Source organism: Citrobacter sp. R4 (genome assembly GCF_026719175.1).
Taxonomy (GTDB): domain Bacteria; phylum Pseudomonadota; class Gammaproteobacteria; order Enterobacterales; family Enterobacteriaceae; genus Citrobacter_A; species Citrobacter_A sedlakii.
Window position 1 is genome coordinate 356690 of record NZ_JAPPSU010000001.1, and the last position, 12069, is coordinate 368758.

General features: G+C 52.9%; 12 protein-coding genes. 7 read left to right on the plus strand and 5 right to left on the minus strand.

Translation table 11 applies throughout. The features are described from left to right. Positions 1-85 precede the first annotated feature (85 nt). Both OOJ60_RS01685 and OOJ60_RS01690 read right to left on the minus strand, forming a co-directional pair. Positions 86-898, minus strand: a complete 813-nt coding sequence (locus OOJ60_RS01685) for a Cof-type HAD-IIB family hydrolase (RefSeq protein ID WP_205611819.1) — start codon at positions 896-898, stop codon at positions 86-88. After that, on the minus strand, positions 899-2107 hold the full coding sequence (locus tag OOJ60_RS01690; protein WP_060569885.1) for an MFS transporter: 1209 nt from the start codon (positions 2105-2107) through the stop codon (positions 899-901). Between the two features lie 85 nt (positions 2108-2192). Here OOJ60_RS01690 and OOJ60_RS01695 point away from each other — a divergent pair, with 85 nt between their 5' ends. Beyond that, complete coding sequence (locus tag OOJ60_RS01695) at positions 2193-2735, plus strand: TetR/AcrR family transcriptional regulator (protein ID WP_205611820.1); 543 nt, start codon at positions 2193-2195, stop codon at positions 2733-2735. A 176-nt stretch (positions 2736-2911) separates the two neighbouring features. Here OOJ60_RS01695 and OOJ60_RS01700 read toward each other — a convergent pair whose 3' ends face one another. Beyond that, positions 2912-3703: a DUF6216 family protein gene (locus OOJ60_RS01700; RefSeq protein ID WP_200033921.1), complete on the minus strand. Its 792-nt coding sequence runs from the start codon at positions 3701-3703 to the stop codon at positions 2912-2914. 559 nt (positions 3704-4262) lie between these two features. Further along, the gene (locus OOJ60_RS01705) at positions 4263-5948 is read right to left on the minus strand and encodes an aspartate:alanine antiporter (protein WP_042284971.1); all 1686 of its coding nucleotides are present in this window, start codon (positions 5946-5948) and stop codon (positions 4263-4265) included. Between the two features lie 268 nt (positions 5949-6216). Between OOJ60_RS01705 and OOJ60_RS01710 the strand changes: the two genes are divergently transcribed. Further along, the gene (locus OOJ60_RS01710; RefSeq protein WP_042284968.1) at positions 6217-6594 is read left to right on the plus strand and encodes an inner membrane protein YbjM; all 378 of its coding nucleotides are present in this window, start codon (positions 6217-6219) and stop codon (positions 6592-6594) included. A 47-nt stretch (positions 6595-6641) separates the two neighbouring features. Here the strand turns inward: OOJ60_RS01710 and OOJ60_RS01715 are convergent, their stop codons facing one another. Beyond that, positions 6642-6905 carry a GrxA family glutaredoxin gene (locus tag OOJ60_RS01715; RefSeq protein WP_042284966.1) on the minus strand — a complete coding sequence of 88 codons (264 nt, stop codon included), beginning with the start codon at positions 6903-6905 and terminating at the stop codon, positions 6642-6644. A gap of 189 nt (positions 6906-7094) precedes the next feature. On the opposite strand from OOJ60_RS01715, the gene nfsA reads away from it, so the two are divergent. The 5 genes from nfsA to potG all read left to right on the plus strand — a co-directional run bounded on the left by nfsA (position 7095) and on the right by potG (position 12062). Then, complete coding sequence (gene nfsA / locus OOJ60_RS01720; RefSeq protein ID WP_199956307.1) at positions 7095-7817, plus strand: nitroreductase NfsA; 723 nt, start codon at positions 7095-7097, stop codon at positions 7815-7817. A 60-nt stretch (positions 7818-7877) separates the two neighbouring features. Continuing rightward, on the plus strand, positions 7878-8780 hold the full coding sequence (gene rimK / locus OOJ60_RS01725) for a 30S ribosomal protein S6--L-glutamate ligase (protein ID WP_042284962.1): 903 nt from the start codon (positions 7878-7880) through the stop codon (positions 8778-8780). An 88-nt stretch (positions 8781-8868) separates the two neighbouring features. Then, positions 8869-9345 (plus strand): YbjN domain-containing protein, encoded by a 477-nt coding sequence (locus OOJ60_RS01730; RefSeq protein ID WP_042284958.1) that lies wholly within the window; start codon positions 8869-8871, stop codon positions 9343-9345. A gap of 364 nt (positions 9346-9709) precedes the next feature. After that, a complete protein-coding gene (gene potF / locus OOJ60_RS01735) occupies positions 9710-10822 on the plus strand; it encodes a spermidine/putrescine ABC transporter substrate-binding protein PotF (protein ID WP_205611821.1) in 1113 nt (370 codons plus the stop codon). Positions 10823-10928: 106 nt separating this feature from the next. Next, positions 10929-12062, plus strand: coding sequence for a putrescine ABC transporter ATP-binding subunit PotG (gene potG, locus OOJ60_RS01740; RefSeq protein ID WP_042284953.1), 1134 nt, complete (start codon positions 10929-10931; stop codon positions 12060-12062). Positions 12063-12069 lie beyond the last annotated feature (7 nt).

Below are 12069 nucleotides of genomic sequence, written 5' to 3' on the forward strand. Positions count from 1 at the left end.
TGCCTGATGGCGTTGCGCTGGCCTGGAGAGCAAAAATTGACAGGCTGTAAGACGCAAAGCGTTGCCATCAGGCTTTCATCAGATCTTAATGAAACGGCGCTTCGTTGTTTAACACCTTATCAATAATATCCAGCACACCTTCCTCGTTATTCGAACCCGCGCGGTATTTCGCCGCGGCGGCCACCCCTTTCCCCGCATGTTCCATCGCAAAGCTAAAGCCTGCCTGGCGCAGCATTTCAATATCATTACCGCCATCGCCGAAGGCCACCACTTCGCTGTCGTCAATGCCCCAGCGCTGCTGTAGCAACCGCAAACCGTTGGCTTTGTGTACGCCCGGGATGATCAAATCGATACTGCCGTAGCCGGTGTGGACCGGCACCATGATATCGCCGATAGCCTCATGCAGCGCGCGCTGGACCTGCGGGATTTTGTCATCTGAAATATTCAGGCCGAATTTGAAAAACACATCGTTAATATTGTCGAAGCTGTCAACGAATTCGAGTCGGTGATAGTACATACCTGCCATCGTTTTCATCGCATCGCTATAGGTTTTCAGGGTATAGGCGCTGCTTTTTCCGCAGGCGATAATGTCGACATCGCGCCGGGTCAGCAGATGATCAACGATGGCGCTAAACGCCGCTTTCGGCAGTTCGCCATTAAAAACATCTTCACCTTCACTGACCACCCAGCCGCCATTTTCCGCGACGAAGGCAATCTCATTGGCTATCTCTGGAAAGAAAGAGATAAGCTGGTAATACTGGTTGCCGCTGGCGACCACGAAACGAATCCCTCGTGCTTTCATCTGCGCGTACTGCTTCAGAAAGCGTTCGCGGTTATAGGCTTTCCGATCGCTCAGAAAGGTGCCGTCCATATCCACAGCAATTAACTTAATAGCCATTTATCCCTTCTCCGTCGCAGTTTGCGTTGTTGATTCCGGTTTGGCGACCGCTCTCGCCACGATTGCCGCCAGTAGCACCAGCGCCAGCACCACCAGCATGGCGCTGCGCAGTCCGTAGTGCTCACCGAGATAGCCTAACAGCGGCGGTCCAACCAGGAACGCCAGATAACCCGTCGTTGCCACAACGCTGACGCGGGTTGGCGCGTCCGGACCCGTATCGCTGGCGGCAGAGATGGTCAACGGGAAGCCCAGCGATGCGCCGAGTCCCCACAATATGACCGAAACGCCCGCCACCCAGGCGCTGTCGACAAAAATGATCAGCCCGATGCCGAGCGCGCCCATCAGCGCGCTGGCACGAACAACCGCCACGCGACTGTAGCGATCGATAAACCAGCCGCCGGCAAAGCGTCCGACGGTCATACCGAGGGTAAAGCCAGCGTAAATCAACGAGCCGGACGTCGGACTAAAGCCGTGGCCGTCAACCATCAGCAGCGGTAGCCAGTCATTCGCGGAACCTTCGGCAAAGGCCATTGCCAGCACCACGACGCCGATAAGCAGCAGTTGCATATCACGCCAGAAGGGAACACCTTTTGCCTGAGGCGTTGAACCGTCGCTGGCGTTTTTGCCCGTGCCGTCCGGAATTGCCCGAATAGCAATAAAAATCGGGGCGATGGCCACCAGAGAGGCCAGTAATATGTGCGTGGTGGCCGCCACGCCAAAAGCGGTTAAAAACATCCCCACGCCTGCGCCAGCCAGCGTTCCAAGGCTGTAAAACCCGTGCATCATTGGCAACACGGTCTTATTCATCTCACGTTCAACCGCCGCGCCTTCGATGTTAATCGCCACTTCCGCCGATCCAAAACTGGCGCCGAACACGCCTAATCCCAGCGCAAACAGTAGCGGCGAGGCGAACCCTAACGCGAGACACAGCACTAACATCCCTAACACCGCGCAGGACATAGTGGTGCGGATCACGTTGCGGGTGCCAAATCGTTTCACCAGCCAGGCCGAACAAAGGATGCCGCTCATTGAACCAATGGACAAACCAAACAGGACGGCGCCCATTTCCGCCGTTGAGACGGAGAGCGTGTCGCGAATCGCTGGCGTACGCGTCGCCCAGGAAGCCATCAGCAGGCCGGGCAAAAAGAAGAACATAAACAGCGCCCAGGTTCGGCGTTGCAGGGCTTTACGTGAGGAAAGGGCAGTCATTAAGTTCACATCGTTAATGAAGGACAGGAGACAACATTAGCAATAAAGTGTACATTTGTACATAAACCCGTTCTGAGGAAAAAATGTGCGACGTGCTAATGACCCACAGCGGCGAGAGAAAATTATTACGGCCACGCTTGAGGCGGTAAAAGAGCACGGCATTCACGCCGTCACGCATCGCAAAATCGCGGCGATTGCCGGTGTTCCGTTGGGATCGTTAACCTACTATTTTTCGGGTATCGATGAGCTGCTCACCGAGGCATTGAGTCAGTTTACCGATACCATGTCTGAGCAGTATCAGGCCTTCTTTGCCGACGTGAGCGACGCGCAGGGCGCCTGTCTGGCTATTACCGGGATGATCCACAGTTCGCAGGTCACCACGCCGGAAAACATGGCGTTGATGTACCAGCTTTACGCCTTCGCCAGCCGTAAACCGGCATTAAAAACGGTGATGCAAAACTGGATGCAGCGCAGCCAGCGTACGCTGGAACAATGGTTTCCCCCCGGCACTGCCCGCGCGCTGGACGCGTTTATTGAAGGGATGACGCTGCACTTCGTGACCGACCGCACGCCCCTGTCGCGGGAGGAGATCCTGCTAATGGTGAAGCGTATAGCGGGAATACTGTAAGCATGTCGGAAGGGATCGCTGGTTGGAGTTTTAAGTTATAAAAACACTTTATTACCACTCCACGGAAAATGGGTCTCCATAGTTATCGTGACTATTAGGATCTGCATAAATGCTTTTGTCGCAAGAGGCAAAAAAGCATTATGCAGAGCAAAGAGTGTCGGGTATTAGCAAAACGTCTAACGATCTAACTCTTGATATATAGCATAGATACCCTCTGTCTTAAATTCACCATGGGCACAATGGATTGCTTTTTTTTGCTCATTCAAAATGTATTTTCTGACTTTCCTGGAATAGTGTATTGTTAGCATAAACCCCAATGGCAACCATAATAAAATAAACATTGTCAGAGGAACAAAAGAGTACATGAAAAACTTATCTTTATTAAATTTTTTTATGGATTTTTCGATATAATTTATTCCGTCTTGCGTGGTTAACAGACTGCATAAATTTTCTTTGTTTTCGATCGTAAGTGCATTGTATTGCCTGGTGCTAGTTGGTGATTTTTGTACGCAATCATCAGCAGAAATAGTCCAGTTTGCAGGAGCGAATATTGTCGCTGATGTCGCCATTTTTTTTGATATGTAAAATGCTTCGCCAGTTTTTTTCCAGTAAAGTAATGCCGTATCGGGTGGGGTCTTATAAGTTTGAATAAGTGCAGGCATGAAAAAGTAAACTGCAAGTATGAAAATAAATGAAAACGCGATTGTGATTATTTTCTCTGGCCAACCAGGGGCAGGTAAATTTTTTAAGGGGATGGTTATAAAAAATACGTTTAGTATAAATGCGGGGACACCAGATTTTTTTAATATCTCGTTATGTGATTTTCTGTATTGAAAAAGTGCACCTATTAATTTGCATATAAGAATGACTGCACCGATGATAGAAATCCATGCAGCGGCTGTTGCCGCAGGTGAGCTTAAAAATTCGGCATTGAATATGTTAAGAGGGGCAGAACTAACAGAACTCATAAAATCTCCAGAGGGTTGTTTTTATCCTTCAATCAATTTGTACCATCCAGAGCATAATTTTCAAGAGCTTATGAATTGATTAGCTGTTGCAATTATTTCATATGGATATGCAGCGGAGCGGGGTTATGCACCTTTTCACAAATTTTATCTGTCCTGGTTCTGTCATCGGTGTGGGCCAGAAAAACGGGCGGAGCATGGCAAAAAACCAATAGGGTTTATAGGTTGGATGCTGCGAGCGGCGGGTATGCAGATGGGGTCAGACGCGGGAGGGGCGGTCAGGAAAACGATCGGGTGTTCATGCATTCTATCGCCAGCCTGTTTTCTTCACCGGTCTTGCTGCCGTCACCCATAGAAAGAAAGTGAACAACGTTCATTGATTTGAAGACAACAACATCCCAGGCAACAAAAAACCCATCAACCTTGAACCGAAACGGCGGGGTTGATGGGCTCCACAAATTGGGGACATCAAAGAAAAGCAGTGGCACTAGTTATGACTGACGCCTTTAAGAAAAGTTCTGCGCATTTGCAAAAAATTTTCACTTAAGGCGTAACTTCAGTTTTATCCTAAGCCTGGCCAGATAATGATGATAAGCGTCCCCGCCAGTGTGAGCAGTACGTTCGCGATAGCATAGGTGCCCGCGTAGCCCAGCGCCGGAATGTTACTGCGTGCGGTATCGCTGATGATTTCCATTGCTGGCGCGCAGGTACGTGCGCCCATCATCGCGCCAAACAGTAGCGCGCGGTTCATGCGCAGGACATAGGCGCCAAACAGGAAGCAAATGATGACCGGGACCAGGCTGACGATAAGCCCGGCTACCAGCATCTGACCGCCAATCGCTCCCAGACCGTTGCCGATACCGCTACCCGCGCTCAGGCCCACGCCGGCCATGAAGACCATCAGACCGAACTCTTTCACCATATTCAGCGCGCCCTGTGGGATATAGCCGAATGTGGGATGGTTGGCGCGGAGAAAGCCAAGCATGATCCCGGCGAACAGCAGACCGGCCGCGTTACCGATGCCAAAGCTAAAATTACTGAACTGGAAGGTGATCATGCCGATCATCAGACCAATAATAAAAAAGGCGCAGAAGGCGAGCAGATCGGTTACCTGACTATGGATGGAGATAAAGCCAATGCGATCGGCAATCGTTTTTACGCGACGGGCATCGCCGCTAACCTGCAAAACATCGCCTTTGTTAAGCACCACGTTGTCGTCAATCGGCATTTCAATTTGCGAACGGATCACGCGGTTAAGGAAGCAGCCATGGTCGGTGAGCTTCAACTGAGCGAGGCGACGACCGACGGCATTGTGGTTTTTCACGACAATTTCTTCAGTGACAATACGCATGTCGAGCAGATCGCGGTCAAAAACTTCTTTCCCATTACGAAAGCTCGGATCGAGCCGGGCGTGCGCATCCGGATAGCCCACCAGCGCGATTTCATCGCCCATTTGCAGGACCGCGTCACCGTCCGGGTTAGCGAGTATGCCGTTACGGCGAATACGCTCGATATAACAACCGGTCTGGCGATAAATGCCCAGCTCGCGCAGGTTTTTCCCGTCCGTCCACGCCACCAGTTCGGGGCCGACGCGGTAAGCGCGAATAACCGGCAGGTAGACTTTGCGGTTGGTATCGGTATCCAGTCCCCGCTCACGGGCGATCTGCTGGGCGCTGGTTTGCAGATCCTGATGTTGAAGTTTAGGCAGGTAGCGCGCGCCGACGATCAGACTGACCAGACCGATAAGGTAGGTCAACGCATAACCCAGACTGAGGTTATCGAGCGCGCGGGACAGCTCTGCGCTCTCCATGCCGAAATGCCGCAGCGTATCGCCCGCGCCGACCAGCACGGGGGTGGAGGTCATTGAGCCAGCCAGCATACCCGCCGTCAGGCCGATATCCCAGCCAAACAGCTTACCCAGCCCTAAGGCGATCAGCAGCGCGCTGCCGACCATCACCAGAGCCAGCATCAGGTAGTTTTTCCCGTCGCGAAAAAAAATGGAAAAAAAGTTAGGCCCCGCCTCAACACCGACGCAGAAAATAAACAGCATGAAACCCAGGTTCAGGGCATCGGTGTTAATGCTGAAATGCTGCTGCCCTAATAATAGAGAGACCACTAAAACGCCAATGGAATTACCCAGTTGGACGGAACCCAGGCGCAATTTACCGAGACACAGGCCAAGCGCCAGTACGACAAATAATAACAGGATGTAATTCCCATTTAACAAATCGGCGACGTTTATATTCACGGAGGCTAACTTCTTGTTTACCAGTAAGCTGTTGAAATAAATGATAATTTACGCTACTGTTTTTGCTATCTAATAAGGGCGGCAGTGTCATATTCGTCGCCCAAATATAAGCAGCACAACAATATATTTGGCTAGTTTAATCTCATTACGTATCAACGGCTATAAGAATCGTATGGGCGTAATTTGGCATGGATTGCTGATCGGCTTTATCTGACTGGACGCCACTGGCGAAAAGTGTGTTCGATAGAGACAGTGTCAGGAGAAACGATTGAAACATAAACAAGGTTGGGCAGGCGCGGTCTGCTGTTTTGTGCTCTTTGTGGTCGTCTGCGTGTTTCTGACGATGAACATGAAGGGGGCATTTCGGGCAGCCGGGCATCCTGAAATTGGGCTGTTGTTTTTTACGCTACCAGGTGCTGTTGCCAGTTTTTGCTCTCATCGTCGGGAGGTAATCAAACCTCTGCTCGGTGCGATGCTTGCAGCGCCTTGTTGTCTGGTGCTTATGCGCCTCTTTTTTACCCCCACCCGTTCGCTTTGGCAGGAGTTGGCGTGGTTATTCAGCGCCGTGTTCTGGTGCGCGCTGGGCGCCTTATGCTTCTTATTCATCAGCAGCCTGTTCAGGCCGCGTCAGCGTAAAAAACAGTAACGCCCTCGGATGAGGGCGTTTGACATGGATCCGCGCGGGCAAACCTGTCAGGCGAACAGGTTCAGATTCTCTTTTGCCCAGGCTTCGAAATCAGTGCAGCCGCCGATGTGTTTCTGATCGACGAAAATCTGCGGTACGGTTTCCACCGGTTTACCGACCGTTTTTTCCAGATCCGCTTTGGTGATGCCTTCAGCGTGAATGTCGATGTAGCGATAGTTAAAATCTTCGCGCTCATTGCTCAGTTTTTCTGCCAACTCTTTCGCACGTACGCAGTATGGGCAACCCGGGCGACCAAAAATTACGGTAAACATATGTTTCTCCTTCAACTCTGAGCCTGACGGCGAATGGCGGTTATGATGCCGTGATTCGTTCAGCTTGAACAGTAGGTTGCGCCTTTTACTCTAATATCTTTAAGCTATATCTGTTAAGCAGATGAAAGCTGAACGCTTTACACTGTGCCGTCTACACTGATTCTTTCCGCTCAGACAGAGAAAAACGTCATGACTCCAACTATTGATCTGCTTCGTCACCATCGTTCAATTCGTCATTACACCGACCAGGCGATAACCCCCGAACAGCGAGAGGCGATCCTGGCGAGCGCACAGGCCACGTCAAGTTCCAGCTTTTTGCAGTGCACATCGATTATTCGCATCACCGATGCTGCTTTGCGTGGGGCGCTGGTGCCGTTAACCGGTGGACAACAGCACGTAGCCCAGGCCGCGGAATTCTGGGTTTTTTGCGCCGATTTCAACCGCCACCTGCAAATTTGCCCCGACGCCCAATTGGGCCTGGCGGAGCAACTGCTGCTCGGCGTCGTCGATACGGCCATGATGGCGCAAAATGCGCTGACCGCAGCAGAATCACTGGGACTGGGCGGCGTGTATATCGGCGGTCTGCGCAATAATATTGAGGCGGTGACTGAACTGCTGAATTTGCCAAAACACGTTCTGCCGCTGTTTGGCCTGTGTCTCGGCTGGCCTGCCGACAATCCGGATCTCAAACCCCGTCTGCCTGCCGCCATCGTGGTGCATGAAAATGCCTACCAGCCGCTGGATCACGCGGCGCTCGCCGACTATGACGAACAGCTGGCGCAATATTATCTCACCCGTGGCAGTAATAACCGCCGCGATACCTGGAGCGATCATATTCGTCGCACCCTGATCAAAGAAAACCGTCCGTTCATTCTGGAATATTTGCATAAACAGGGGTGGGCTACGCGCTAAAAATGTTGCCGCTGTGTATGATACGCGGGACGTTGAACGGGTTATTCAGAGAGGTGCAGGGTGAAGATTGCCATATTGTCCCGGGACGGAACGCTCTATTCGTGTAAACGCCTGCGTGAAGCGGCAATGAAGCGCGGTCATCTGGTTGATATTCTCGACCCGCTTTCCTGTTATATGAACATCAACCCGGCGGCGTCCTCTGTTCATTACAAAGGGCGTCGGCTTCCCCATTATGACGCCGTTATCCCGCGTATAGGTTCTGCGATCACCTTTTACGGCACCGCGGCGCTGCGGCAGTTTGAGATGCTCGGGAGCTATCCGCTCAATGAGTCCGTGGCGATTACCCGCGCGCGCGACAAACTGCGCTCGTTGCAGCTGCTGGCGCGCCAGGGCATCGACCTGCCGGTTACCGGAATTGCGCACTCGCCGGATGACACCAGCGATCTCATCGATATGGTCGGCGGCGCGCCGCTGGTGGTGAAGCTGGTGGAAGGAACCCAGGGGATCGGCGTCGTGCTGGCGGAAACTCGCCAGGCGGCGGAAAGCGTGGTGGACGCCTTTCGCGGACTCAACGCCCACATTCTGGTGCAGGAATATATTAAAGAGGCCAAAGGGCGCGATATTCGCTGTCTGGTAGTGGGGGACGAAGTGGTCGCCGCCATTGAACGCCGGGCGAAGGAGGGCGATTTTCGCTCGAATCTGCATCGTGGAGGAGTGGCTTGCATCGCCAACATTACGCCCCGGGAGCGTGAGATTGCGGTAAAAGCGGCGCAAACGCTGGGGCTTGATGTCGCAGGGGTGGATATTTTACGTGCTGAGCGTGGTCCGCTGGTGATGGAGGTCAACGCGTCGCCAGGTCTGGAAGGCATTGAAAAAACGACCGGTGTCGACATCGCCGGACGAATGATCCAGTGGATCGAACGCCACGCGACGCCGGGTTTTTGTCTGAAAACGGGTGGCTGATCTGAATATCGCTGATGATCGTAGCGTGACGCGCGCTTTTTGCGTAAGCTGTGCCGGTATTTTTTTTTGTAAGAGGTAGCACATTATTATGACATCACTGGTCGTTCCCGATCTGGATACGTTGCGACAATGGCTCGACGACCTGGGCATGAGCTTTTTTGAATGTGATACCTGTCAGGCGCTGCACTTACCGCATATGCAAAACTTCGACGGCATTTACGACGCCAAATTAGACCTGGTTGATAACACGTTGCTGTTTTCCGCCATGGCGGAAGTCAGACCGTCTGCGCTGTTGCCGCTGGCGGCGGATTTGTCGGCGATCAACGCCAGCTCTCTCACGGTTAAAGCGTTTCTCGATATGCAGGACGATAATCTGCCAAAGCTGGTGGTTTGCCAGTCTTTATCCGTTATGCGCGGCATCACCTACGAGCAGTTTGAATGGTTCGTGCGTCAGAGCGAGGAGCAGATTTCGATGGTCATTCTTGAAGCGGGGGCGCACCAGATGCTCTACACCGCCGAAGAGGACGCGCAAAAAAGCAACGGCGAAATCCACTTTCTGCATTGATATCCCTTCAGGGAATCACGTGCAGAGCGCAGTCGCTGCCAGTGCGGCTGCGTATTACCCGCTTTTATGCTGCTTTTAACCTTTCTTTAAAGAATTATTCACCTCCTTTCCCGCCAATTCGCTTTATCACATAGACATAAATTGCATAAAAAATTGATAAAAGGCGTTTTTTAATCTGGGCTATGGCCTGAAAACCTGGCTAAAGTTATTCTTGCGATGCGCTGTAACAGCGAGCAATAACGGCCAGGAGAGCGTCCGTTCTTTCCTGAGTGTGCCGGATGACAAAGTATGCACGATTCTTGCATAGCTTTGAGTGCAAATTTTTAGGTTCGTATGTTAACGAACTTGCATAAGGAAAGAGATTATGACCGCCTTAAATAAAAAATGGCTATCGGGTCTGGTTGCGGGCGCTCTGATGGCCGTCTCTGCCGGCACGCTCGCAGCGGAACAAAAAACGCTCCATATTTATAACTGGTCTGATTATATCGCGCCGGATACGGTAGCGAATTTTGAAAAAGAGACCGGGATCAAAGTGGTCTACGACGTGTTTGACTCCAACGAAGTGCTGGAAGGCAAACTGATGGCAGGCAGCACCGGCTTTGACCTGGTGGTGCCGTCCGCCAGTTTCCTTGAGCGCCAGCTGACGGCGGGCGTTTTTCAGCCGCTGGATAAGAGCAAGCTGCCGGACTGGAAAAACCTCGACCCTGAGCTGCTTAAGCTGGTTGCCAAACACGATCCGGAAAACAAATACGCTATGCCATATATGTGGGCGACGACCGGCATTGGCTATAACGTCGAAAAAGTGAAAGCGGCGCTCGGCGCCGATGCCCCGGTGGACAGCTGGGATCTGGTGCTTAAGCCGGAAAACCTCGAAAAGTTAAAAAGCTGCGGCGTCTCTTTCCTCGATGCGCCGGAAGAGGTGTTTGCGACCGTGCTGAACTATTTGGGTAAAGATCCGAACAGCACCGACGCGAAGGACTACACGGGGCCGGCAACCGATCTGCTGCTCAAACTGCGCCCGAATATCCGCTATTTCCACTCTTCGCAATACATCAACGATCTGGCGAACGGCGATACCTGCGTGGCTATTGGCTGGGCAGGCGATGTCTGGCAGGCGGCGAATCGTGCGAAAGAGGCGAAGAACGGCGTCAATATCTCCTTCTCGATCCCGAAAGAGGGGGCAATGGCCTTCTTTGATGTCTTCGCCATGCCCGCCGACGCCAAAAACAAAGAGGAAGCCTATCAGTTCCTGAACTCCCTGCTGCGCCCGGACGTCATTGCCCATATCTCCGATCACGTGTTTTATGCCAACGCCAACAAAGAGGCGACGAAGCTGGTGAGCGCGGAAGTGCGTGACAACCCGGGAATTTATCCGCCCGCCGATGTGCGCGCGAAAATGTTCACGCTGAAGGTACAGGAACCGAAAATCGATCGCGTGCGTACCCGCGCATGGACCAAAGTGAAAAGCGGTAAGTAACCTTTCGTCAGTCTGAGACAGGCCGGGTGGCGCATTGCGTGCCCGGCATCAGGCGCACCGAAAGGGGGCGCCTGCACGATTTTTGATTTACGCCGGAGAGCACCCCGTGAATGATGCGATACCTCGCCCGCAGGCGAAACCCCGTAAGGCGCTGACGCCGCTGCTGGAAATCCGTAACCTGACAAAATCCTTTGACGGCCAGCATGCGGTCGACGATGTCAGCCTGACTATCTACAAAGGTGAAATTTTCGCGCTGCTGGGGGCGTCGGGTTGCGGGAAATCCACGCTGCTGCGTATGCTGGCAGGTTTTGAACAACCTACCGCCGGACACATTGTGCTGGACGGCGTCGATCTTGCCCACGTCCCGCCCTATCTGCGCCCTGTCAATATGATGTTTCAGTCCTATGCGCTGTTTCCCCATATGACCGTCGAGCAGAATATCGCTTTTGGCCTGAAGCAGGACAAACTGCCGAAAGCGGAAATCGCCAGCCGTGTTGAAGAGATGCTGGGGCTGGTTCATATGCAGGAGTTCGCCAGACGTAAGCCACATCAGCTTTCCGGTGGCCAGCGTCAACGCGTGGCGCTGGCGCGAAGCCTGGCAAAACGGCCTAAATTATTGCTGCTCGACGAGCCGATGGGGGCGCTGGACAAAAAATTACGCGACCGGATGCAGCTCGAAGTGGTGGATATACTCGAGCGCGTCGGCGCGACCTGCGTCATGGTCACCCACGATCAGGAAGAAGCGATGACCATGGCCGGGCGCATTGCCATTATGAATCGCGGCAAGTTTGTCCAGATCGGTGAGCCAGAGGAGATCTATGAGCATCCGACCACCCGTTACAGCGCGGAATTCATCGGTTCGGTTAACGTGTTTGAAGGCGTGCTGAAAGCGCGGCAGGACGATGGCCTGGTGCTGGATTCGCCGGGGCTGGTGCATCCGCTGAAGGTGGATCCCGATGCTTCGGTGGTGGACAACGTGCCGGTGCATGTGGCGTTGCGCCCGGAAAAAATCATGCTGTGCGAAGAACCGCCCGCCGATGGCGTTAACTTCGCCGTGGGAGAAGTGGTGCATATCGCTTATCTCGGCGATCTCTCCATTTACCACGTTCGCTTAAAAAGCGGGCAGATGATCAGCGCCCAGCTTCAGAACGCCCATCGCTACCGAAAAGGGTTGCCGACGTGGGGCGATGAGGTTCGTTTGTGCTGGGATGCCGATAGCTGCGTGGTGTTGACGGTTTAAGGAGCGA

What these genes read in the sequence shown, in the direction of transcription:
- OOJ60_RS01685 (WP_205611819.1), bottom strand. Translation starts at nt 898, where the DNA reads ATGGCTATTAAGTTAATTGCTGTGGATATGGACGGCACCTTTCTGAGC.
- OOJ60_RS01690 (WP_060569885.1), bottom strand. Translation starts at nt 2,107, where the DNA reads ATGACTGCCCTTTCCTCACGTAAAGCCCTGCAACGCCGAACCTGGGCG.
- OOJ60_RS01700 (WP_200033921.1), bottom strand. Translation starts at nt 3,703, where the DNA reads ATGAGTTCTGTTAGTTCTGCCCCTCTTAACATATTCAATGCCGAATTT.
- OOJ60_RS01715 (WP_042284966.1), bottom strand. Translation starts at nt 6,905, where the DNA reads ATGTTTACCGTAATTTTTGGTCGCCCGGGTTGCCCATACTGCGTACGT.
- nfsA (WP_199956307.1), top strand. Translation starts at nt 7,095, where the DNA reads ATGACTCCAACTATTGATCTGCTTCGTCACCATCGTTCAATTCGTCAT.
- OOJ60_RS01730 (WP_042284958.1), top strand. Translation starts at nt 8,869, where the DNA reads ATGACATCACTGGTCGTTCCCGATCTGGATACGTTGCGACAATGGCTC.
- potF (WP_205611821.1), top strand. Translation starts at nt 9,710, where the DNA reads ATGACCGCCTTAAATAAAAAATGGCTATCGGGTCTGGTTGCGGGCGCT.